Source organism: Pseudomonas sp. Gutcm_11s, assembly GCF_028649395.1.
GTDB lineage: Bacteria > Pseudomonadota > Gammaproteobacteria > Pseudomonadales > Pseudomonadaceae > Aquipseudomonas.
The window spans coordinates 262133-283624 of the sequence record NZ_JAQSUW010000009.1; the positions used below are offsets into that span (position 1 = coordinate 262133).

Below are 21492 nucleotides of genomic sequence, written 5' to 3' on the forward strand. Positions count from 1 at the left end.
GGCCCCCGAGGTCAGCATGGCCCGGGGTCTATCCCGTTGGGACGAGAGCCATGATCGAAATAAAAAATCTAACCAAGCGTTTTGCTCATCACACGGCCGTCGATGGTCTCAGTTTTCAGGTCCAGCAGGGGGAAGTGCTGGGCTTTCTCGGCCCTAACGGGGCCGGTAAATCCACCACCATGAAGATGCTCACCGGGTTCCTGGCGCCGACCTCCGGTACCGCCAGCATTCTCGGTTTCGACATCCAGCGTGACACCCTCAAGGCCCAGCAGCAGATCGGCTACCTGCCGGAAGGCGCGCCCTGCTACGGCGACATGACGGTGCGTGGCTTCCTCGAATTCATCGCCGAGGTCCGTGGCTTCCGCGGCGCCGAGAAGAAGCAGCGGGTGCTGCGCGCGGTCGAGCAGGTGGAGCTGCAGCATGTGCTGGAGCAGAGCATCGAGACCCTGTCCAAGGGCTTCAAGCGCCGCGTCGGCCTGGCCCAGGCCATCCTCCATGATCCCAAGGTGCTGATCCTCGACGAGCCCACCGATGGCCTCGACCCGAACCAGAAGCACCAGGTGCGCCAGCTGATCCAGAGCCTGGCCAAGGACAAGATCGTGATCATCTCCACCCACATCCTCGAAGAGGTGTCGGCGGTGTGCACCCGCGCCGTGGTGATCGCCGCCGGCAAGGTGGTGGCCGACGGTACGCCGCTGGAGCTGGAGAGCCGCTCGCGTTACCACCAGGCGGTGACCCTGGTCGCCGCCGGCGAAGTGGATCGCGAGGCCCTGGCCGCGCTGCCAGGCGTGCTCGCCGTGGAAGACAACACCGAAGGCAGCCTGACCCTGGTGGCCGCGCCTGGCCAGGTGATCTTCCCGCAGGTGAATGAGCTGATCCGCCAGCGTGGCTGGCAAGTGACTGAGCTGGACGTGGAACGCGGCCGGCTCGATGAAGTGTTCCGCAGCCTGACCCGGGGAGAGGCGGCATGAAGCAGTTGCCCGTGATCTTCAAGCGCGAGCTGGCCAGCTATTTCGCCACGCCGCTCGCCTATGTGTTCATCCTGATCTTCCTGGTGCTGTCCGGGGTCTTCACCTTCTACCTCGGCGGCTTCTACGAAAGCGGCCAGGCGGACCTGTCGCCGTTCTTCAACTTCCACCCCTGGCTGTACCTGTTCCTGGTGCCGGCCATCGCCATGCGCCTGTGGGCCGAGGAGCGCAAGTCCGGCTCCATCGAGCTGCTGATGACCCTGCCGATCACCCGCTTTGAGGCGGTGCTGGGCAAGTTCCTCGCCGCCTGGGTGTTCGCCGGCATCGCCCTGTTGCTGACCTTCCCGATGATCATCACGGTCAACTACCTGGGTGAGCCGGACAACGGCGCGATCTTCACCGGCTACTTCGGCAGCTGGCTGCTGGCAGGTTCCTACCTGGCCATCGGCTCGTGCATGTCGGCCCTGGCGAAGAACCAGGTGATCGCCTTCATCCTCGCTGTCAGCGCCTGCTTCCTGTTCATCGTCAGCGGCTTCCCGATGGTGCTCGACGCTCTCGAATGGGCGCCGCAGTGGCTGCTCGATGCGGTCGCCTCGCTAAGCTTCCTGACCCGCTTCGACGCGATCAGTAAGGGCGTGATCGACCTGCGCGACCTGCTCTATTTCGTCTCCCTGATGGCCGCCTGGCTTGCCGCCACCGCCGTCGTGGTCGATCTGAAGAAGGCTGACTGACCATGAAGAAACTGATGTATTCCGGCGTCGGCCTGTTGCTGATCGCCGTGGCCTTCCTGGCCTTCAACATGCTCTCGGCCCTGGGCCTGGGTGGCGCTCGCCTGGACCTCACCGAGCAGAAGCTCTACACCATCTCCGAGGGCACCGAGCGCATCCTTGGCGAGCTGGACGAGCCGATCAACCTGTACTTCTTCTACTCCGACAAGGCTGCCCGCGACCTGCCGGTGCTGCGTAACTACGCGGTGCGCGTGGAAGAGATGCTCAAGGCCTACGAGCGCGAGGCCAACGGCAAGATCAAGCTGCACATCGTCGACCCCGAGCCCTTCTCCGAGGATGAGGACAAGGCCGCCGGCTTCGGCCTGCAGGCCGTGCCGGCGAACCAGACCGGTGAGCAGATCTACTTCGGCCTGGCCGGCACCAACGCGGTGGACGACAAGCAGGTCATCCCGTTCTTCCCGCTGGACCAGGAGGAGTTCCTCGAATACCAGCTGAGCCAGCTGGTGCAGGGCCTGGCCAAACCTGAGCGGCCGGTGGTCGGCCTGCTCTCCGGGCTGCAGCTCAACGGCGGCTTCGACATGATGGCGCGCCAGCCGACCGCACCCTGGATGGTGATGGAAGAGGTGCGCCAGCTGTTCAAGATCGACAGCCTCAAGGCCGGCATCGACAAGATCCCGGACGAGGTTTCGGTGCTGCTGCTGGTACACCCGAAGAACCTGCCGCAGCCGACCCTGTACGCCATCGACCAGTTCGTCCTGCGTGGCGGCAAGCTGCTGGTGTTCGTCGACCCACTCAGCGAGGCCGACAACGCACCGCCGATGATGCCGGGCGACGACCAGGGCAAGGCCTCCGACCTGGAACCGCTGTTCAAGGCCTGGGGCGTGCGCCTGGTGCCGGACAAGGTGCTCGGTGACGGCTCCTACGCGCTGTCCGTGAGCATGGGCCAGGGCCAGCGTGCCGCACGCCATGCCGCCTGGCTGGCGCTGCCGCAGCGGGCGATGAACCAGGAAGACGTGGCCACCTCGGGCCTGGAGAGCATCAACATCGCCACCGCCGGTATCCTCGAACCGCTGGAGGGCGCCAAGACCCAGTTCGTGCCGCTGCTGCAGAGCTCCGAATACGCCATGCCGTTCGACGCCGCGCGCTTCGCCACCCTGGCCAACCCGGAGGAGCTGATCCGCGACCTGGAGCCGACCGGCGAGCGCTATGCCATCGCCGCACGCATCAGCGGTCCGGTGCAGTCGGCCTTCCCCGAGGGCATCGAGGGGCAGAAGGACGGCCTGAAATCGGCGGAGAACATCAACGTCATCGCCGTGGCCGACACCGACCTGCTCACCGACCGCATGTGGGTGCAGGTGCAGGACTTCTTCGGCCAGCGCGTGCCGCAGCCGTTCGCCGACAACGCCGGCTTCGCCATCAACGCGCTGGACAACCTGTCCGGTAGCGATGCGCTGATCAGCGTGCGCTCGCGCGGTCGCTTCAGTCGTCCGTTCGAGGTGGTCGAGGCGCTGCAGCGCGAAGCCGAGGCGCAGTTCCGGGTCAAGGAAGAGGACCTGCAGAAGCGCCTGGCCGAGACCGACCAGAAGCTCGCCTCGCTGCAGCAACAGGACCCGAGCAAAGCCCTGGAGCTGACCCCCGAGCAGCAGGCGGCGGTGCAGCAGTTCATCGCCGAGAAGCTGCGCATCCGCAAGGAGCTGCGCGAGGTGCGCTTCCAGCTCAACGCGCAGATCGAGGACCTGGGCCGCACCCTCAAGCTGGCCAACATCCTCGCCGTACCGCTGCTGCTGACCCTCGGCGTGCTGGCGCTGTGGCTGTGGCGCCGGCGCAAGGCCGCGTGACCCGGAAGGGGGAAGGGACAGACCCTTCCCCCTTTTTCTTTCTCACGTCCTTTTCCAACTCCTGATCAGGAGAGCAAGGCTATGAATCGCAGGTTTCTATCCGTCCTGGCGGTGCTGACGCTGGCCCTGGTGGCCGGCTGGTACTTCACCAGCCAGGTGAGCCTCCCCAGGATGCCGGCCCAGGCCGAGCGCTGGTTGCCGGGGCTGCAGGTGGCGCAGGTCAAGGCCATCGAAGTGCAGCGTGCCGGCCAGCCGCTGGTGCGCCTGGAGCGGGGCGAGCAGGGCTGGGTGTTGCCGGCCAAGGCGGGTTATCCGGCCGACCAGGGCGCGGCGAACCAGCTGCTCAATGCCCTGGCCGAGGCGCGCAAGGTCGAGCCACGCACGGCCAACCCCGAGCTATACGGGCGCCTGGGCCTGGCCGACAAGGGCGACGCCGAGCAGCAGGGCATTCGCCTCAAGCTGGAGCAGGGCGAGCAGCCGCTGCAGCTGCTGATCGGCAAGCCCGGCCAGCAGGATGGGCAGTTGGTGCGACGTGCCGATGAGGCGCAGAGCTGGCTGGTCAGCCAGCGCATCGAGCTGCCGCCCACCGAGCTGGCCTGGCTGGATCGCCGGGTCACTGCCGTGCCCTTCGCCGAAATTCGCGAGCTGGATATGCAGCATGCCAGTGGCGAGCGGCTGCAGCTGTTCCGCGACAAGATCGAGGACATCAACCTGCTGGTGCGCGATCTGCCCGCAGGCAAGCGGCTGGCGTTCGACGGTGCGGCCAATGGTGCCGGGCTGTTCTTCGCCGACCTGCGCTTCAGCGATGCAGCGCCGCTGGCCCAGGTCAGCTTCGCAGGCAAACCGGTGCTGCAGTTCACCCTCACCACCTTCGGCGATCGGCACCTCAAGGGCAGCCTGTATGGCAAGGCCGAGCAGTACTGGCTGGTGCTCGATCCGAGCAGCGATCTGCTCGCCGTCGAGCTGCCGGCACGTGCCGGTTGGGCCTATCGCCTGGAGGCACACCAGTACCAGAGCTTGGCGAAAAAGCTGACCGATCTGCTCGCGGCTGACTGAGCTAAAAACGCTGCAGGCCATGCACCATGCGGTCTGCAGCTCGGCCGAAAAAATCCCTTGGCAAGACGAACGCTTGTTTTATACTCGCCAGGCGGTCGCATTTAGACGCCATTCGGAACACCGCTCCACGCTCGTTTTGGCCGGGGTCGGAAAGAAGAAGAAGAACGTTTGCGCCGATCTACCCAACAACAAAACCGAGAATCGAGGGAAGTGGTAATGGCTGATCGTGAGGTCGGAACCGTCAAGTGGTTCAATGATTCCAAAGGGTATGGCTTCATTCAACGCGAAAGCGGCCCGGACGTATTTGTCCACTACCGCGCCATCCGTGGCGAGGGTCACCGCAGTCTTGTTGAAGGCCAGCAGGTGGAGTTCTCCGTGATCCAGGGTCAGAAGGGCCTGCAAGCGGAAGACGTATCCAAGGTCTGAGGACCTTCGTTGCACAGCAAAAGGCCCGTCATCGACGGGCCTTTTGTTTTTCTGCGGTGGCTGAGCACTCAGTCGGTGCGCCAGATGAATTCCTGCTCGCCCTCGGCGTTGACCTTGATCCAGCGGTCGGCGTCTTCCTCGCCGTCCTCTTCGCTCCAGCCACCGGTGGAGCAGCGCACTTCCACGCCGAGCGCGGCGAAGGCGGCGTGGGCGCAGGCCAGGTCATCGGCCCAAGGGGTCGCGTCGCTTTCCAGCATCAAGCTGTGCCACTTGCCCACGGCTTTGGGCAGGAATACCACCGGGATCGCGCCGGCCTGGCACTTGAACATCTGGCCGCGCTGCTGCCATTCGCTGCAGGAGCCGAAGACCTCGTTCAACCAGGCAGTGATGGCGTCCTGGCTGGCGTCCTTGAGATAGATCTCGATATCGGGTTGGCGCATGGCGGGCTCTCTAGATTTTCTCTATCCAATCGTAGCGAATGGAGACAGTAACTTCGAAGTCTTCGGCAATGACCGCGGCGCGGCGTTCGGCGCTGGCGCGCCAGCCGTGCGGGGTCATGGCCAGCAGGTCGGCGCGGGCCTGGGCGTCGGCCAGCAGCAGCGGGAAGCTGATGGTTTCGCTGTGGGCCAGGCGCATGCCAGCGGGGATCAGCTCCAGGTGCTTCTGGTCGTCATAGTCGCGCACCTCGTCGTACAGCTTCTGCCGTAGCTCCATCAGGTGCACGCTGGTCGGACCCATGCGCAGCAGGCCACCGCCGGGCTTGAGCAGACGCAGGGCTTCCTGCCAGTCCAGCGGGCTGAACACACTGGCCAGCAGGTCGCAGCTGGCATCGCTCAGCGGCACGCGGGCCATGCTCGCTACCAGCCAGCTCAGCTGCGGGGCACGCTTGCAGGCGCGCTTCACCGCCTCGCGGGAGATGTCCAGGGCATAGCCGTCGGCTGCGGGCAGCAGCTCGGCGAGCTGCGCGGTGTAGTAGCCCTCGCCGCAACCGATATCCAGCCAGGTGCGCGGGCCGCGCTCGGCGGCCAGCTCGGCCAGGCGCTTGGCCAGCGGCGCGTAATGACCGCCGTCGAGGAAGCGCCGGCGCGCCTCGACCATGGCCTGGTTGTCACCGGGGTCACGGCTGTTCTTGTGCTGCACCGGCAGCAGGTTGTAGTAGCCCTGGCGCGCACGGTCGAAACGGTGGTTGGCCGGGCAGGCCAGGCCGTTGTCGACCGCGCTCAGCGGCGCCTGGCAGATCGGGCAGGTCAGACTCATGCGAGGAGTTTGACCAGGGTCTGGTAGTAGACCTCGGTGAGCAGGTCGAGGTCGCTGGCCAGTACGCGCTCGTTGATCTGGTGGATGGTGGCGTTGACCGGGCCCAGCTCGACCACTTGCGTACCCAGGGTGGCGATAAAGCGCCCGTCCGAGGTGCCGCCGGAGGTGGACGGCGTGGTGTCGCGGCCGGTGACGGACTTGATGCTGGCGGCCACGGCGTCGAGCAGCTCACCCGGCTGGGTGAGGAACGGCAGGCCGGACAGTGCCCAGTCGATGTGGTAGTCCAGACCGTGCTTGTCGAGGATGGTATTGACCCGCTGCTGCAGGCCTTCCACGGTCGACTCGGTGGAGAAGCGGAAGTTGAACACCGCCTTCAGCTCGCCCGGGATCACGTTGGTGGCGCCGGTGCCGGAATTGAGGTTGGACACCTGGAAGCTGGTCGGCGGGAAGTAGGCGTTGCCGTCGTCCCAGTGTTCGGCGGCCAGTTCGGCCAGGGCGCCGGCGGCCAGGTGGATGGGGTTCTTGGCCAGGTGCGGGTAGGCCACGTGGCCTTGCTTGCCGTACACGGTGAGGGTGGCGCCGAGCGAGCCGCGGCGGCCGTTCTTCACCACGTCACCGAGCAGGGTGGTGCTGGACGGTTCGCCGACGATGCACCAGTCCAGGCGGTCGCCACGCTCGCGCAGGCGCTCGACCACGGCCTTGGTGCCATGGTGGGCCGGGCCTTCCTCGTCGCTGGTGATGAGGAAGGCGATGGCGCCCTTGTGGTTCGGGTGGTCGGCGACGAAGCGCTCCACGGCGATGATCATCGACGCCAGGCTGCCCTTCATGTCTGCCGCGCCACGGCCGCAGAGCATGCCCTCGTCGTCTACGCGCACGTCGAACGGCTGGTACTGCCAGGCTTCCAGCGGGCCGGTCGGCACCACGTCGGTGTGGCCGGCGAAGCACAGCACCGGGCCGTCACCACCACGCTTGGCCCAGAAGTTCTCCACTTCCTCGATGCGCATATGCTCCACCGCGAAGCCGAGTGCGGCCAGGCGGCGCATCATCAGCTCCTGGCAGCCTTCGTCGACCGGGGTGACGGAGGGGCGGCGGATCAGGTCGAAGGCGAGCTCCAGGGTGGGGGTGAGGGCGGTCATCGTGGCTCCGGAACAGCGGAAATCAGAAAGGCCGCCATCTTAAAGCAAAACGGCGGCCTCAAGGCCGCCGTTTCGACAGACAGGTCGTGCCGTCAGGCCGCGCCAGCCGGCTCGCCGACGTCCTCGGTAGCCGGCTTGGGCAGCGAGGAGAGCAGGGCCATCATCAGAGCCGCCAGGTAGGGCAGGGACTGCACCAGCAGGGTGGCGACCCAGAACTTCACGTCGGCGTTGCCGATGTCCTGGGCGAAGCCGATGCCGATCGCCGCGCCCCACAGCAGGAGCATGACGAACACCTCTTCGCGAGCCTCGGCCAGGGCCACCATGATGCCGTGGTTGCTGGCCATCTTCGGTGTGCGGAAGAACGGGATGGTCTTGGTGAAGGTCCCGTACAGCACGGCCTTGGCGATGGTGTGCGACAGCGCCAGACCTGCGATGGCCGCCTGGAACGAACGCTTCAGGTCCACGCCCACCGCACGGCGGTAGAGGAACATGATCTTGCCGAACTTGAAGAAGAACAGCGCCAGCGGCGGGATGGCGAAGATCATCAGCGGCGGGTCGACGCGGTTGGGCACGATGATCATCGCGGCCGACCAGAGCAGGGCACCGACGGTGAAGAAGATGTTCAGGCCGTCGGCGATCCACGGCAGCCAGCCGGCGATGAAGTGGTAGCGCTGGCCGCGGGTCAGCTCCGAGCCTTCGCCACGGAACAGCGCGCGGGCGTGGCCCTTCATGATCTGGATGGCGCCGTAGGCCCAGCGGAAGCGCTGCTTCTTGTAGTCGATGAAGGTGTCGGGCATCAGGCCGCGACCGAAGCTCTCGTGGGCATAAGCGGCGGAATAACCCTTCTCGAACACGCGCAGACCCAGTTCGGCGTCTTCGCAGATGGTCCAGTCGGCCCACTTCAGCTCGTCCATCACACTGCGGCGGATCATGGTCATGGTGCCGTGCTGGATGATCGCGTTGCGGTCGTTACGGGTGACCATGCCGATGTGGAAGAAGCCTTTGTACTCGGCGTAGCAGAGCTTCTTGAAGGCGCTCTCGTCGCCGTCGCGGTAGTCCTGCGGCGACTGCACCACGGCGATCTTCGGATCGCTGAAGTGCGGCACCATGTGCTTGAGCCAGTTGCGGTCGACGCAGTAGTCGGAGTCGATCACCGCCACCACTTCGGCATCCGGCGCGGTGTGCGGCAGGATGTAGTTCAGCGCGCCGCCCTTGAAGCCTTCGATGGGCGCCACGTGGAAGAAGCGGAAACGCTCGCCGAGCTGCTGGCAGTAGGCCTCGACTGGCTCCCAGACCTTCGGGTCCTTGGTGTTGTTGTCGATGATGATGACTTCGTAGTCCGGGTAGTCCAGGGCTGCCAGGGCATCCAGGGTCTGCTTCACCATCTCCGGCGGCTCGTTGTAGCAGGGCACGTGGATCGACACCTTGGGCCGGTAGGCGGTGTCGCCCATGACCGGCATGAACGGGCGGCGACGGGTGCGGGTCCAGGCGGTCTCGGCCAGCTCGTGGGCCTCGGTGAGCAGGACGATGAATACGCCCAGGGCGCCGATGCCGAGCAGGCCGCCGACGGTCAGGCTGAACCAGGTGCTGTACTGCTGGCTGTAGTCGTAGGCGATCCACACCAGCGCCGAGCCGCCGACGAAGGCGACGAAGGTCAGGAAGGTGCGGCCGCGCTGGCGCAGCGAGCTGCCGTCGATCAGCATCAGGGCCAGGGCCAGCAGGCCCATGACCACCGAGGCGACGGCCAGCATGCGCCACTGCGGAATGGCTACCACCGGGCCCTCGAAGGCGAACTTGGGCTGGCGGTCGAGGTTGTACACGCCCCAGTAGGCGCCCACCGCGCCTTCGTCGCCGGCTTTCCACGGCTGGTCGAAGGCTTCGATGACGAAGTAGTTGTAGCCCTTGGCGTTGAGCTGGTTGACCAGGGTGCGCAGGTACACGGCCTGCTCGGCCTGGTCGGCCTCGGCGCCGCCACGGGTACGGCCGTTGCTCGGCCAGCCCACTTCGGAGAGCAGCAGCGGCTTCTTCGGGAACAGCTTCTTCAGGTCCTTGGCGCGCTCGAGGACGAAGTCGGTGGAGTCCTCCATCGCCATGAATTCCCAGTACGGCAGTACGTGGGCGGCGATCAGGTCGACGTGGTCGGCCAGTTCCGGGTGATCCTGCCAGATGTGCCACTGCTCCGAGGTGGTCACCGGTACCTTGACCGCAGCGCGGACCCGATCGATGTAGGCGATCAGCTCCGGCACCTTGACCTCGCTGCGGAACAGCGCCTCGTTACCCACCGCCACGCGCACGACGCTGCGCGAGTTGTTGGTGATCTCGATGGCCTTGGCGATCTCGCGCTCGTTGCGCTCCAGATCGGTGCCGATCCAGATGCCGAGGGTCACGCGCAGGCCGAACTCCTCGGCGATGCGTGGAATGTCTTCCAGCGTGCCGTCTACCGAGTAGGTGCGGATGCTGTCGGTCTGCTTGCTCAGCAGCTCGAGGTCGGCGCGAATCTGCGCGTCGTTCGGGTAGATGTTCTGCTGCGGGTTCTGGCCGGCACGGAACGGCGAATAGGAGAAGCCGGAGATCTGCTCCGGCCAGTCCGGTGCGTCCACGGGACGGTTATAGAGAGCCCAGAGGCCGGTGAACATGGCGGCGACCGCCACGATGACCACCAGATTGATACCGAGTTTGCGCGTTGGCATGGCTACTTAAGGGTTCCACAGCAGGAACAAGAGAAAGGGCCGGCGGACGCCGGTCGGCGCGCATGCTACCCCGCAGCCATTGGCCTGTATAGCACCGCCGGGAGCGAGGCGCCTGCCCGTATCCGGGTTGGTCCGGCGCTGCCGCCGCCGAGTTCCGTGGATTGTCGTCACAGCGCGCGCAGGAGGATGCGCTCGCAGGCCTCCAGGTCGATCGGTGGCTGTTCGAGGCCATCGCGGCGCTGCAGCTGGGCCAGCACCTCGGGGATGGCTTCGGCGTCCAGGCCGTGGGCCGACAGGCGGGTGGCCACGCCCATGCGACGGAAGAAGCCCTCGGTGGCGCGAATGGCGGCGGCGATGCGCTGTTCCGGGCCGCCGTGGCGCAGGCCCCAGACCCGCTCGGCGTACTGCAGTTGCTTGGCCAGGCGCTCGGCCCGGTATTCGCCGAGCAGGGCTGGCAGCAGCAGCGCCAGGCTCTGCGCGTGATCCAGGTGGTAGAGCAGGCTCAGCTGGCGGCCGAGCAGGCCGAGGCTGTCGTCCTGGGCGCTGCCGCAGGCCAGCAGGCCGCTACGCGCCTGGCTGGCGCACCACATCAGGTTGGCCCGGCTGGCGTAGTCCAGCGGGTTGGCCATGGCCTTGGGTCCTTCTTCCAGCAGCGTGAGCAGCAGGCCTTCGGCCTGGCGGTCCTGCAGGGGCGTGCCGGTAGGCAGGGTGAGGTACTGCTCCAGGGTGTGCACGAAGGTGGCGACCACGCCATTGCCGATCTGCCGTGGTGGCAGGCTGAAGGTGGTGCAGGGATCGAGAATGGCGAAGCGCGGGTACAGGCAAGGGCTGGAAAAGGCCAGGCGCGCCTGCAGGTCGGCGTGGCCGAGCACGCCGTGCGGGTTGCACTCCGAACCGCTGGCCGCCAGGGTGGCCACGCAGCCCAGTGGCAGGGCGCGGCGGATCGGCGTGCCGCAGAGCAGATCGAACGGCTCGCCAGGGTAGGCCAGCACAGCGGCGACGAACTTGCTGCCGTCGATCACCGAACCGCCGCCGACGGCGAGGATGAAATCGCAGCCCGCGCGCCGAGCCAGCTCGGCCGCGCGTAGCAGCGTGCTGTATTGCGGGTTGGCCTCGATGCCGGCGAAGCGGGTGACCCTATAGGCGGCCAGGGCCTGCTCGACCTCCTGCCACACGCCGTTCTGCAGGATGCTGCCGCCGCCGTGGGTGACCAGCACCCGGCTGCCAGCCGGGATCTGCTGGGCCAGGCCGGCGATCTGCCCGGCGCCGAACAGGATGCGCGTCGGGTTGTAGTAGCTGAAGTTGCGCATGGCGTAACTCCCTGCGGAGCGTCCATCCACTATAGAAGCGTGTGCCGGGCCATGGCCGTATAATGTCGGCCGAATTCTGAGGGTGCGACGAGATGACAGACGAACAGCGCTTCGGCGGTATAGCCCGGTTGTACGGGCGCGAGGGGCTGGAACGGCTGGCGGCGGCCCACGTGGCAGTGGTTGGCATCGGCGGCGTCGGCTCCTGGGCAGCCGAGGCGCTGGCCCGCTCCGGGGTGGGCGAAATCTCGCTGTTCGACCTGGACGACGTGTGCATCACCAATACCAATCGTCAGGTGCACGCCATCGACGGCGCCGTGGGCAAGGCCAAGGTCGATGAGATGGCTGCACGCATCCGCGCCATCAACCCTGCCTGCACGGTGCACGCGGTGGCTGACTTCGTCACCCGCGAGACCATGGCCGAGTACATCACTGAGCAGCTCGATGCGGTGATCGACTGCATCGACAGCGTGGCGGCCAAGGCGGCGCTGATCGCCTGGTGCAAGCGGCGCAAGATCCAGATCGTCACCACCGGCGGTGCCGGTGGCCAGGTCGACCCGACGCAGATCCAGGTCGCCGACCTCAACAAGACCTTCAACGACCCACTCGCCGCCAAGGTACGCAGTACCCTGCGCCGCGACTACAACTTCTCCCGTACCCCCGGGCGCACCTACAGCGTGCCCTGCGTGTTCTCCACCGAACAGCTGCGCTACCCCAAGCCGGACGGCACCGTGTGCCAGGCCAAGGGCTTCGTCGGCGAGGGCGTCAAGCTCGACTGCGCTGGCGGTTTCGGTGCCGTGATGATGGTCACCGCCAGCTTCGGCATGGCCGCGGCGGCGCGCATCATCGACAAGCTGGTGGCCGGCGCGCGCCGCCCGGCCGAACGTGCGGGCAAATCCGACTAGTCTTTTTTCCGCGCCCGAGGGCGCCATGAGAGTTTCCCCATGAACAACAACGACGTACTGCGCAGCCTGCGTTATCTGCTGGATATCAGCGATGCCCAAGTGACTGACATCTGCAAGCTGGCCGATTACCACCTTGAAGCCGAGACGGTGGCGGCCTTGCTGAAGAAGGATGACGAGGAAGGCTTCCAGTCCTGCACTGATGAGGTGCTGGGGCATTTCCTTGCTGGCCTGGTGCTGCACAAGCGTGGTCGCGACGAGAGCCGCCCGCCGCTGCCGGTGGAGAAGCGCCTGACCAACAACATCATCCTGAAGAAGCTGCGGGTGGCCTTCGAGCTGCGTGACGACGACATGCACGAGATCCTCCGCGCCGCCGATCTGCCGATGACCAAGGCCGAACTCAGCGCCCTGTTCCGCAGCCCCGAGCACAAGAACTACCGCGCCTGCGGCGACCAGCTGCTGCGCAACTTCCTGCGGGGCCTGACCCAGCGCCTGCGCGGCTGACGGGTGGAGCCGCCAGCCAGCCTGCCTCGGCTACGCTCTAGGGGAGTGAAGTGGGCTGGCCATTTCATTGCAGGGACGCGCAGTGGGCCATGTCATGAGGTGTCCAGTGTTTGAGTCGTCCGCCTGCGCCTGCCGCAGCTTGTCACGTCGTTCGTCGCTGCTCGGGTTGCTGGCCGGTCTGCTGCTGGCCGTGTCCCCGTCTGTGCTGGCCGAACCGGTGGTGCGCATCGGCACCGGCGACTGGGTGCCCTACGTCGACCAGCAGCGCAAGGACGGCGGCGCCCTGGCGCGCCTGGTCAGTGCGGTGTTCGCCAAGGCCGGCTACCGCGTCGAGCTGGTCTTCTACCCCTGGGACCGCAACGTCCTGATGCTCGAACAGGGCAACCTGGACGCCATCATGCCCTACAGCTGCAGCCCTAAACGTCTCGACTTCGGCGTGTGCAGCGACCCGCTGGTGCGTGGCGAGGTCGTGCTGTTCCACCGCAAGGAGCTGCATTTCGACTGGCGCCGCGTCGAAGACCTCAAGCCCTATCTGATCGGTACCACCCATGGTTACTCCTACGGCCCGCAGTTCGACCGCGCGCTGCAGGACGGCAGTTTGCGCGTGCAGCAGAACAGCAAGGAAGACACCGGCCTGCGCCTACTGGAGCTAGGGCGCATTGACCTGCACCCGCAGGACCGCGCCGTGGGCTACGCCATGCTGCGCAAGCTGTTCCCGCGCGAGCACAACATCACCCACCATCCGCGCTACGTGAACACCGAGCCGCTGCGCCTGCTGTTCCGCCGCGACGACCCCGCCTCGGCGAAGTTGCTCGATCGCTTCAACGCGGAGCTGGCCCGCTTCGCCGAGCGCGGCGAGCTCAAACGCCTGCAGGAGGCTCTAAATCGGGGTGATCCGGATCGCTGGCGCCCTGAGTCGTTTTGACCCTTCGGCGTGATCCGATCCATGCACCGCCCAGCAGACCGACTGCGCTGGTCAACAGATCGCTGTTGATGGCTTGCAGGTTGGCAGCCAGTAACTCGAACCACTCATCCAGTGGCATTTCAGTCGGCCGCTCTAGCGCAATGCGGATCAGGGTAACCAGCGTGGCCAAGGCAAGTATCGTCAGCCCTGCCTGCAGGTAGCGACGCGGTTGCAACCATCCCACCACCAGCCCGGTGAGCGTGGCCGATAGCAGCAGATTGACGTAGAACGGATCAAGCCGCTCAGCAATCCACTCGGGCAGCCACAGCAGCACGCCAGAGATGCCTATTGCGAGGGGTAGGTACAACAGCGAGATGAGACCGAAAGCGCTGACTAGCGCCGTGCGTAGGTGAACAGGCATCACTCTCTCCATGAGTTAAGCGGTGGGCGAGAGTAGCAGCCATGCACCGCTGGTCGCTCATTCGAGGGGCGTTTTTGCCAACTCGTGCATGCGCCGCAGCACGGCGTTCAGGCCATTGCTGCGCGAGGGAGAGAGCTGCCGGGACAGGCCCAGGTCGGAGAACCAGGCCGGCAGGTCGATGCTGGCCAGTGCAGCGGCGTCGAGGCCGTCGACCCGCGCCAGCAGCACGGCGAGCAGGCCGCGGATCAGGCGGGCGTCGCTGGCGGCGCGGAAGTGCCAGATGCCGTCGCGCTGTTCGCCGACCAGCCAGACCTGGCTCTCGCAGCCATGCACCCGATTGGCCTCGTTACGTTCCTCTTCCGTCAGCGGCTGCAGCCGCTCGCCCCATTGCATCAGCAGGCGTGCGCGTTGCTCCCAGCCGGGGCAGGCGGTGAAGGCTTCCAGCGCCTCCTGGGCTGCGGTGGGCAGGCTCATCGCAGTAGCTCCAGGGCCTTGTCCAGGGCGGCGAAGAAGTGCTGCAGGTCCTCGCCATCGTTGTACAGGCCGAACGAGACACGGATGGCGCCCGGCAGGCCGAGCCGTTTCATCAGCGGCATGGCGCAGTGATGCCCGCTGCGCACGGCGATGCCCTGCTCGGTGAGCAGGTGGGCCAGGTCGGCGCCGTGCACGCCGTCTACCGTGAAGCTGGCCAGCGCCAGTTGCGGCGCACCGAGCAGGCGTATGCCCTCGGGGGTGGCCAGGCCGGCGAGCAGTTCGCGGTGCAATGCGGCTTCATGAGCCGCGGCGGCGGTGTCATCCAGGCTCGCCAGGTAGTCCAGGGTGGCGCCCAGGGCGATGACCGCCGAGATCGGCGGGGTACCGGCCTCAAAGCCGAGTGGAGCGGGGCGGAAGCGCGCCTCGTGGTAGTCGGCCTGCAGCACCATCTCGCCGCCGAACTGCCAGGGTTGCAGCTGCGCCAGGGCCTCGCGCCGGCCATGCAGCAGGCCGACGCCGTCCGGGCCGTAGAGCTTGTGCCCGGAGCAGACGTAGAAGTCGGCGCCCAGTGCCTGCAGGTCATGGCGGCCGTGCACGGCTCCCTGGGCACCGTCGATGACGCATAGCGCACCGTGGGCGCGGGCCAGGGCGAGCAGTTCGCTGACCGGTTGCCAGCGGCCCAGCACATTGGACAGCTGTGATACGGCCAGCAGGCGAGTGCGCGGACCAATCAGCGTGGCGGCCTGGGCCAGGTCGATATCCCCCAGCTCATCCAGCGGCAGTACCACCAGCTTGAGCCCACGACGCAGTGCCAGTTGCTGCCAGGGCAGCAGGTTGGCGTGGTGTTCCAGGGCGCTGATGGCGATCTCGTCGCCGGCCTGGAACAGGTGCTCCAGGCCATAGGCCAGCAGATTGAGGGACTCGGTGCTGCCGCGGGTGAAGACGATCTCCTCGCTGCTGGCGGCGTTCAGCCAGCGCGCGGCCTTCTCCCTGGTCGCCTCGAAGGCGCGGGTGGCGCGCTCGCCCGGCAGGTGCTGGGCGCGGTGCACGTTGGCGGCGCCGCTGGCGTAATAGCCGAGCAGGCTGTCCAGCATGGCCTGGGGCTTCTGCGCGGTGGCGGCGCTGTCCAGGTAGGTCTGGCCTTCTGCTGCCAGAGCCAGGATGCCGGGGAAATCGGCGCGCCAGGGAGAGTTCAGGGGCATGGTCTGCGGCACTGCTGGGAAATGTGCTGAGTATAAATAGACAGGCCGGGCATAAGCCCGGCCTGTTCACCATCACATGCGCTTAGTTGTGCGCGTGGAGGGCTTCGTTCAGCTCGATCGCGGTCTTGTTGGTCTTGCACTCGACCGCGCCGTTCTGCGAGTTGCGGCGGAACAGCAAGTCCGGCTGGCCGGCCAGGTCGCGGGCCTTGACCACCTTGACCAGGTTGTTCTGGTCGTCGAGCAGGGCCACCTTGGTGCCGGCGGTAACGTACAGGCCGGATTCCACGGTGTTGCGGTCGCCCAGCGGGATGCCGATACCTGCGTTGGCGCCGATCAGGCAGCCTTCGCCGACGGAAATCACGATGTTGCCGCCGCCGGACAGGGTGCCCATGGTCGAGCAGCCGCCGCCGAGGTCGGAGCCCTTGCCGACGAACACGCCGGCGGACACGCGGCCTTCGATCATGCCCGGGCCGGCGGTGCCGCCGTTGAAGTTGACGAAGCCTTCGTGCATCACGGTAGTGCCTTCGCCGATGTAGGCGCCCAGGCGCACGCGGGCGCTATCGGCGATACGCACGCCGGCCGGCACCACGTAGTCGGTCATCTTGGGGAACTTGTCCACCGAGAACACTTCCAGCAGATCGCCCTTCAGGCGTGCTTCCAGCTGGCGCTCGGCCAGTTCGCCGAGGTCGACGGCGCCCTGGCTGGTCCAGGCCACGTTCGGCAGCAGCGGGAAGATGCCGGTCAGGTTCAGGCCGTGCGGCTTGGCCAGGCGATGCGACAGCAGGTGCAGCTTGAGGTAGGCCTCCGGGGTGGAGGTCAGCGCGGCGTCTTCGGCCAGCAGGGTGACCACCAGCGGCTTGGTGCTCTCGGCCAGGCGGGTGAGCAGGGCAGCCTGGGCGGCGTCCACGCCTTTCAGGGCGGTGGCCAGCTCGGAGGCCTGGGTGGTGGTCAGGGCGAGGGCCTGGTTGCCGCCGGTGTAGCCGACCTTCTCGGCGACCAGGGCGACCAGCTCGGCGGCCGGGTTGACCAGCGGCTGGGCGTAGAAGACTTCCAGCCAGGTGCCCTGGCGGTTCTGGGTGCCGACGCCGAAGGCCAGGCTGAACAGGTTTTGCGACATTGCGGTGTTCCTCGTAACTCTAATTGGGTGGAAGCCAGGCGCTTATTTCAGTGCGGCGGCGTAGAGGTCCGGCTTGAAGCCGACCAGGGTCTTGCCGCCCAGGTCCAGCACCGGACGTTTGATCATCGAAGGCGCAGCCAGCATCAGTTCGATGGCCTTGGCCTGATTCAGGTCGGCCTTCTGCGCGTCGTCCAGCTTGCGGAAGGTGGTGCCGGCACGGTTCAGCACGGTTTCCCAACCATGTTCGGCACACCAGCGGGTCAGGCTCTCACGGTCGATGGCGGAGGCCTTGTAGTCATGGAAGGCATAGGTGACACCCTGCTCGTCGAGCCAGGTGCGGGCCTTCTTCATGGTGTCGCAGGCCTTGATGCCATAGAGGGTGTAGGACATTGGGGTTCCTCGCGCGGGCGTTCTGCCCGCTGCGCTTGCATTGCGTAAAACCGGGGTGGCGATTATGCCATGTCGGGCGAGCGACAGCCCGGCATGCTGCCGGATGATCATTTCACGATCTTTTCACTTGGGGCCAGGCAGGGTGAGCTGGACGCTCCTACTGCCCGGCCCTCGCGCCGGGCTTCTTTTTTTCGGCTATCAGCCCTGCACGAAGCGGCGAATGCGTTCGGCCGCTTCGATGCACTCGGCCAGCGGCGCGACCAGGGCCAGGCGCACGCGCCCGGCGCCCGGGTTCTCGCCATTCACTTCGCGCGACAGGTACGAGCCCGGCACCACGGTGACGTGCTCGCGGGCGAACAGCTCGCGGGTGAAGGTGGTGTCGTCGCCCGGGGTCTTGGCCCACAGGTAGAAGCTGCCATCCGGGCGCTGTACGTCCAGCACCGGCTGCAGGATCTCCAGCACGGCATCGTACTTGGCGCGGTACTGGTCGCGGTTGGCGCGTACGTGCTCCTCGTCGTTCCAGGCGGCGACGCTGGCCAGTTGGGTCTGCACCGGCATGGCGCAGCCGTGGTAGGTGCGATACAGCAGGAAGGCCTTGAGGATGTCGGCGTCGCCGGCGACGAAGCCGGAGCGCAGGCCTGGCAGGTTGGAACGCTTGGACAGGCTGTGGAACACCACGCAGCGCGCAAAATCGCTACGGCCCAGCTCGGCGCAGGCGGTCAGCAGGCCGGGCGGCGGATTATCTTCATCGAAGTACAGCTCGCTGTAGCACTCGTCGGCGGCGATCACGAAGTCGTGCTCGTCGGCCAGGGCGATCAGCTTCTTCAGCTGCTCCATTGGCACCAGGGCGCCAGTGGGGTTGCCCGGCGAGCAGAGGAAGAGGATCTGGCAGCGCTGCCAGACGTCGGCCGGCACGGCGTCGAAGTCCGGGTTGAAGCCGTTGTCTTCCAGGCATGGCAGGTAATGCGGCTCGGCGCCCGCCAGCAGGGCCGCGCCCTCGTAGATCTGATAGAAGGGGTTGGGGCTGACCACTAGGCCTTTAGCTTCACGGCGTACCACTGTTTGGGTGAAGGCGAACAGCGCCTCGCGGGTGCCGTTGACCGGCAGTACGTGGCGGGCTGCATCCAGCCAGCCGTGCGGTACGCCGAAGCGGCGCTCGCACCAGGCGGCGATGGCCTCGCGCAGGGCGGGGATGCCGAGGGTGGTCGGGTAGACGGCCAGCTGGTCGAGATTGTCCGCCAGGGCCTTGGCCACGAAGTCCGGCGACTTGTGCTTGGGCTCGCCGATGGACAGGGCGATCGGCCGCTTGTCCGCCGGCGGGTTGGCACCGGAGAGCAGGGCGCGCAGTTTCTCGAAGGGGTAGGGCTGCAGCTGGGTCAGGGCGTGGTTCATGGGGTCTCTTTCTTGCGGTGCGTGCCGGCGGCGCTGCGCCGGCACGGTTCAGATACTGATCGAGCCGAGATTGACGCTCTCGCCGTTGGCCTGTGACAGCTGCTGGGCGATGGCGTCCTGCAGGCGGGCGCACAGCTCCGGGTCGGACAGCGGCTGGTTGGCCGCGTCGGTGATGAAGAACACGTCCTCCACGCGCTCGCCGAGGGTGGCGATCTTGGCGTTCTGCAGCGACAGGTCGAAGTCGAGGAAGATCTTGCCGATCCGCGCCAGTAGGCCGGGGCGGTCGGGCGCGGTGATCTCCAGCACGGTGACCGGGCGCTGGGCATCGTTGTGGATGCTCACCAGCGGTTGGAAGGCGAAGTGCTTGAGCTGGCGTGGCACGCGGCGCTGGATGATCGTCGGGTACTCGTCCGGGTGGCGCAGGACTTCCACCAGGCCGTCGCGAATCTCGCGGATACGCGCGGGATTGTCGCCAATCCGGCCGCCATCGGCGTCCAGCACGATGTAGGTGTCGAGGGTGAACAGGCTGGTGGAGGTGATCACCCGGGCGTCATGGATGTTCAGGTTGAGCTGGTCCATGGCGGCCACGGTCACGGCGAAGAAGTCGTGCTGGTCCGGGGCGTAGATGAAGATCTGGGTGGCGCCCTCGAACTCGCGCTGGGCGGTCTCCTTGATCAGCACCAGCGGGTCCTTGCTCGGCGAGTGCTGGAGGATGGCCTCGGTATGCCAGGCCACGTCGGCAGCGGTGTGGCGCAGGAAGTAGTCGTCGCCGAGCTGGCTCCACAGCTGCTCGGCGTCGTCCTGGTCGATGCCGCTGCGTACCAGGATGTCGATCGCCGAGCTCTGTGTCTGGCGGATCTGTTCCTCGCGGTCCAGCGGGTTCTCCAGGCCGCGGCGCAGGGCGCGCTTGGTCTCGGTGTACAGCTGGCGCAGCAGGCTGGCGCGCCAGGAGTTCCACAGGCTGGGGTTGGTGGCGTTGATGTCGGCCACGGTCAGCACGTAGAGGTAGTCCAGGCGGGTCTGGTCGCCGACCAGCTGGGCAAAGTCGAAGATCACCTGCGGGTCGGAGAGGTCCTTGCGCTGGGCGGTGGTCGACATCACCAGGTGGTTCTGCACCAGCCAGACGATCAGTCGGCTATCCCAGGCGGGCAACTGGTGGCGGGCGCAGAAGGCCTCGGCATCCACCGCGCCGAGCTCGGAGTGGTCGCCGCCACGGCCCTTGCCGATGTCGTGGTAGAGGCCGGCCAGGTAGATCAGCTCCGGCTTGGGCAACTGGTCGATGACCTTGCTGGCCAGCGGGAACTTCTCCGCCAGCTCCGGCCACTTCAGCTTGCGCAGGTGCTTGATCAGGTTGAGGGTGTGCGCGTCCACGGTATAGATGTGGAACAGGTCGTGCTGCATCTGCCCGACGATATCGCCGAACTCCGGCAGATAGCGGCCGAGGATGCCGTAGCGGTTCATTCGCCGCAGGTTGCGGTGGATGCCCTGGGTCGATTTGAACAGCTCGATGAACAGGCTGGTGTTGCGGATGTCGCTGCGGAATTCGTCGTCGATCAGGTGGCGGCTGTCGCGCAGCAGGCGAATGGTGTCGGCGCGCACACCCCTGATCTCGGGGTGCTGGGCCATCAGTACGAAGACTTCGAGAATGGCGAAGGGGGTGCGCTTGAAGACGTTGGGGTGGACCACCTCGATGTAGCCGTCGCGTAGCTGGAAGCGGCTGTTCAGTGGGTGGGCCAGGCCGGGCTCGCCCTCGTGCAGCAGCACGTCTTCGAAGTGCTGGTTGATCAGGTCGCTCAGCTCGGCGACGCCCATCACCACGCGGTAGTACTTCTGCATGAAGCGCTCGACCGCGAGCTTGCCGCTGCCGTCCTCGAAGCCGAGCAGGGCGGCGATCTTACGCTGGTGGTCGAATAGCAAACGGTCTTCGGCGCGGCCGGCGAGCATGTGCAGGGCGTAGCGCACCTTCCACAGGAACTCCTGGGCCGAGGCCAGCATGCTGTACTCGCTGTCGACCAGGAAGCCCTGCTGCACCAGGGAGTGCAGGTTGAGGCTGCCGAACTGGCGGCGCGCCACCCAGAGAATGGTCTGGATGTCGCGCAGGCCGCCTGGGGAGCCCTTCACATTGGGCTCCAGGTTGTATTCGGTGTCGTTGTACTTGGCGTGACGCGCCTTGGCTTCCTTGCGCTTGGCTAGGAAGAAGTTCTTGCTCGGCCACATCTGCGAGGTGCTGGTGACTTCCTGCATGCGCTGGCGCAGATGCTCGGGGCCAGCAATGGTACGGCTTTCCATCAGGTTGGTGACCACGGTCAGGTCGGCGCGCGCCTCTTCGGCGCATTCGTCGACACTTCGCACACTCTGGCCGACTTCCAGGCCGATGTCCCAGAGCAGGGTGAGGAAGCCCTCGATAGCGTCGCGGAAGACCTCGTGGTCGGCGCTGTCGAGCAGGATCAGCAGGTCGATGTCGGAGCACGGGTGCAGCTCGCCGCGGCCATAGCCGCCGACGGCCAGCAGGGCGATGTCGGCATCTTCGCTCCAGGCGAAGCGCTTCCAGGCTTCCTGGAGGATCTGGTCGACGAACCAGGCGCGGTCCTCGACCAGGCGGCGGATGTCACGGCCCTCGCGGAAGCGCCCGTCGAGCACCTCGCGCGCCTGCTTGAGGGCCTTCTTGAAGGCGGCGATGGGACTGGACTTGAGCGCCAGTTCCGCCTGGAACTGGCCGCGGTCAAACAACTCCGGGTCCATCTGCGGCATGCGTGCCTACCTTCTATCTATATGTATGG

The 21492-nt window shown here is 66.4% G+C and carries 20 protein-coding genes; 8 read left to right on the plus strand and 12 right to left on the minus strand.

The window, feature by feature from the left end; all coding sequences use genetic code 11:
- Positions 1 to 50: 50 nt before the first annotated feature.
- From PTT45_RS03815 to PTT45_RS03835, 5 genes are all read left to right on the plus strand, one after another.
- Positions 51 to 971, plus strand: a complete 921-nt coding sequence (locus tag PTT45_RS03815; RefSeq protein WP_273811610.1) for an ABC transporter ATP-binding protein — start codon at positions 51 to 53, stop codon at positions 969 to 971.
- Entirely contained in the window at positions 968 to 1699 is a 732-nt protein-coding gene (locus PTT45_RS03820) for an ABC transporter permease subunit (protein WP_273811611.1), read from the plus strand. Before PTT45_RS03815 ends, PTT45_RS03820 begins: the two co-directional genes overlap by 4 nt.
- A 2-nt stretch (positions 1700 to 1701) precedes the next feature.
- Positions 1702 to 3534, plus strand: coding sequence for a GldG family protein (locus PTT45_RS03825; protein ID WP_273811612.1), 1833 nt, complete (start codon positions 1702 to 1704; stop codon positions 3532 to 3534).
- Between the two features lie 81 nt (positions 3535 to 3615).
- Positions 3616 to 4590: a DUF4340 domain-containing protein gene (locus tag PTT45_RS03830; RefSeq protein ID WP_273811613.1), complete on the plus strand. Its 975-nt coding sequence runs from the start codon at positions 3616 to 3618 to the stop codon at positions 4588 to 4590.
- 216 nt (positions 4591 to 4806) lie between these two features.
- Positions 4807 to 5016, plus strand: coding sequence for a cold-shock protein (locus tag PTT45_RS03835; RefSeq protein WP_137974306.1), 210 nt, complete (start codon positions 4807 to 4809; stop codon positions 5014 to 5016).
- A 68-nt stretch (positions 5017 to 5084) separates the two neighbouring features.
- Here the strand turns inward: PTT45_RS03835 and PTT45_RS03840 are convergent, their stop codons facing one another.
- The 5 genes from PTT45_RS03840 to PTT45_RS03860 all read right to left on the minus strand — a co-directional run bounded on the left by PTT45_RS03840 (position 5085) and on the right by PTT45_RS03860 (position 11409).
- On the minus strand, positions 5085 to 5456 hold the full coding sequence (locus PTT45_RS03840; RefSeq protein ID WP_273811614.1) for a hypothetical protein: 372 nt from the start codon (positions 5454 to 5456) through the stop codon (positions 5085 to 5087).
- A gap of 10 nt (positions 5457 to 5466) precedes the next feature.
- Positions 5467 to 6273, minus strand: a complete 807-nt coding sequence (locus PTT45_RS03845) for a putative RNA methyltransferase (RefSeq protein ID WP_273811615.1) — start codon at positions 6271 to 6273, stop codon at positions 5467 to 5469.
- A complete protein-coding gene (gene dapE, locus PTT45_RS03850) occupies positions 6270 to 7409 on the minus strand; it encodes a succinyl-diaminopimelate desuccinylase (RefSeq protein WP_273811616.1) in 1140 nt (379 codons plus the stop codon). The genes PTT45_RS03845 and dapE overlap by 4 nt, the downstream gene beginning before the upstream one ends.
- Positions 7410 to 7501: 92 nt before the next feature.
- Entirely contained in the window at positions 7502 to 10099 is a 2598-nt protein-coding gene (locus PTT45_RS03855) for a glycosyltransferase (RefSeq protein ID WP_273811617.1), read from the minus strand.
- A gap of 167 nt (positions 10100 to 10266) precedes the next feature.
- Positions 10267 to 11409 carry an iron-containing alcohol dehydrogenase gene (locus PTT45_RS03860; protein ID WP_273811618.1) on the minus strand — a complete coding sequence of 381 codons (1143 nt, stop codon included), beginning with the start codon at positions 11407 to 11409 and terminating at the stop codon, positions 10267 to 10269.
- Positions 11410 to 11501: 92 nt separating this feature from the next.
- Between PTT45_RS03860 and tcdA the strand changes: the two genes are divergently transcribed.
- From tcdA to PTT45_RS03875, 3 genes are all read left to right on the plus strand, one after another.
- The gene (tcdA, locus tag PTT45_RS03865) at positions 11502 to 12311 is read left to right on the plus strand and encodes a tRNA cyclic N6-threonylcarbamoyladenosine(37) synthase TcdA (RefSeq protein ID WP_273811619.1); all 810 of its coding nucleotides are present in this window, start codon (positions 11502 to 11504) and stop codon (positions 12309 to 12311) included.
- Between the two features lie 39 nt (positions 12312 to 12350).
- On the plus strand, positions 12351 to 12812 hold the full coding sequence (locus PTT45_RS03870) for a DUF1456 family protein (RefSeq protein WP_273811620.1): 462 nt from the start codon (positions 12351 to 12353) through the stop codon (positions 12810 to 12812).
- A gap of 106 nt (positions 12813 to 12918) precedes the next feature.
- Entirely contained in the window at positions 12919 to 13737 is an 819-nt protein-coding gene (locus tag PTT45_RS03875) for a substrate-binding periplasmic protein (RefSeq protein ID WP_273811621.1), read from the plus strand.
- Here PTT45_RS03875 and PTT45_RS03880 read toward each other — a convergent pair.
- The 7 genes from PTT45_RS03880 to PTT45_RS03910 all read right to left on the minus strand — a co-directional run bounded on the left by PTT45_RS03880 (position 13673) and on the right by PTT45_RS03910 (position 21463).
- On the minus strand, positions 13673 to 14137 hold the full coding sequence (locus PTT45_RS03880; RefSeq protein ID WP_273811622.1) for a hypothetical protein: 465 nt from the start codon (positions 14135 to 14137) through the stop codon (positions 13673 to 13675). The genes PTT45_RS03875 and PTT45_RS03880 overlap by 65 nt on opposite strands.
- Positions 14138 to 14194: 57 nt before the next feature.
- Positions 14195 to 14611: a SufE family protein gene (locus PTT45_RS03885; protein ID WP_273811623.1), complete on the minus strand. Its 417-nt coding sequence runs from the start codon at positions 14609 to 14611 to the stop codon at positions 14195 to 14197.
- Positions 14608 to 15813, minus strand: a complete 1206-nt coding sequence (locus PTT45_RS03890; protein ID WP_273811624.1) for an aminotransferase class V-fold PLP-dependent enzyme — start codon at positions 15811 to 15813, stop codon at positions 14608 to 14610. The genes PTT45_RS03885 and PTT45_RS03890 overlap by 4 nt, the downstream gene beginning before the upstream one ends.
- 82 nt (positions 15814 to 15895) lie before the next feature.
- A complete protein-coding gene (dapD, locus tag PTT45_RS03895) occupies positions 15896 to 16930 on the minus strand; it encodes a 2,3,4,5-tetrahydropyridine-2,6-dicarboxylate N-succinyltransferase (protein WP_273811625.1) in 1035 nt (344 codons plus the stop codon).
- Positions 16931 to 16972: 42 nt separating this feature from the next.
- Complete coding sequence (locus tag PTT45_RS03900; RefSeq protein WP_273811626.1) at positions 16973 to 17320, minus strand: ArsC family reductase; 348 nt, start codon at positions 17318 to 17320, stop codon at positions 16973 to 16975.
- 198 nt (positions 17321 to 17518) lie between these two features.
- Positions 17519 to 18712, minus strand: a complete 1194-nt coding sequence (gene dapC / locus PTT45_RS03905) for a succinyldiaminopimelate transaminase (protein ID WP_273811627.1) — start codon at positions 18710 to 18712, stop codon at positions 17519 to 17521.
- A gap of 48 nt (positions 18713 to 18760) precedes the next feature.
- Positions 18761 to 21463, minus strand: coding sequence for a [protein-PII] uridylyltransferase (locus tag PTT45_RS03910; RefSeq protein ID WP_273811628.1), 2703 nt, complete (start codon positions 21461 to 21463; stop codon positions 18761 to 18763).
- Positions 21464 to 21492: the final 29 nt, after the last annotated feature.

Coding starts and splice junctions, on each gene's coding strand:
- tcdA (WP_273811619.1), top strand. CDS start 11,502: ATGACAGACGAACAGCGCTTCGGCGGTATAGCCCGGTTGTACGGGCGC.
- PTT45_RS03880 (WP_273811622.1), bottom strand. CDS start 14,137: ATGCCTGTTCACCTACGCACGGCGCTAGTCAGCGCTTTCGGTCTCATC.
- PTT45_RS03855 (WP_273811617.1), bottom strand. CDS start 10,099: ATGCCAACGCGCAAACTCGGTATCAATCTGGTGGTCATCGTGGCGGTC.
- PTT45_RS03885 (WP_273811623.1), bottom strand. CDS start 14,611: ATGAGCCTGCCCACCGCAGCCCAGGAGGCGCTGGAAGCCTTCACCGCC.
- PTT45_RS03900 (WP_273811626.1), bottom strand. CDS start 17,320: ATGTCCTACACCCTCTATGGCATCAAGGCCTGCGACACCATGAAGAAG.
- dapC (WP_273811627.1), bottom strand. CDS start 18,712: ATGAACCACGCCCTGACCCAGCTGCAGCCCTACCCCTTCGAGAAACTG.
- PTT45_RS03830 (WP_273811613.1), top strand. CDS start 3,616: ATGAATCGCAGGTTTCTATCCGTCCTGGCGGTGCTGACGCTGGCCCTG.
- dapE (WP_273811616.1), bottom strand. CDS start 7,409: ATGACCGCCCTCACCCCCACCCTGGAGCTCGCCTTCGACCTGATCCGC.
- PTT45_RS03890 (WP_273811624.1), bottom strand. CDS start 15,813: ATGCCCCTGAACTCTCCCTGGCGCGCCGATTTCCCCGGCATCCTGGCT.
- PTT45_RS03835 (WP_137974306.1), top strand. CDS start 4,807: ATGGCTGATCGTGAGGTCGGAACCGTCAAGTGGTTCAATGATTCCAAA.
- PTT45_RS03820 (WP_273811611.1), top strand. CDS start 968: ATGAAGCAGTTGCCCGTGATCTTCAAGCGCGAGCTGGCCAGCTATTTC.
- PTT45_RS03825 (WP_273811612.1), top strand. CDS start 1,702: ATGAAGAAACTGATGTATTCCGGCGTCGGCCTGTTGCTGATCGCCGTG.
- PTT45_RS03910 (WP_273811628.1), bottom strand. CDS start 21,463: ATGCCGCAGATGGACCCGGAGTTGTTTGACCGCGGCCAGTTCCAGGCG.
- PTT45_RS03845 (WP_273811615.1), bottom strand. CDS start 6,273: ATGAGTCTGACCTGCCCGATCTGCCAGGCGCCGCTGAGCGCGGTCGAC.
- dapD (WP_273811625.1), bottom strand. CDS start 16,930: ATGTCGCAAAACCTGTTCAGCCTGGCCTTCGGCGTCGGCACCCAGAAC.
- PTT45_RS03870 (WP_273811620.1), top strand. CDS start 12,351: ATGAACAACAACGACGTACTGCGCAGCCTGCGTTATCTGCTGGATATC.
- PTT45_RS03860 (WP_273811618.1), bottom strand. CDS start 11,409: ATGCGCAACTTCAGCTACTACAACCCGACGCGCATCCTGTTCGGCGCC.
- PTT45_RS03815 (WP_273811610.1), top strand. CDS start 51: ATGATCGAAATAAAAAATCTAACCAAGCGTTTTGCTCATCACACGGCC.
- PTT45_RS03840 (WP_273811614.1), bottom strand. CDS start 5,456: ATGCGCCAACCCGATATCGAGATCTATCTCAAGGACGCCAGCCAGGAC.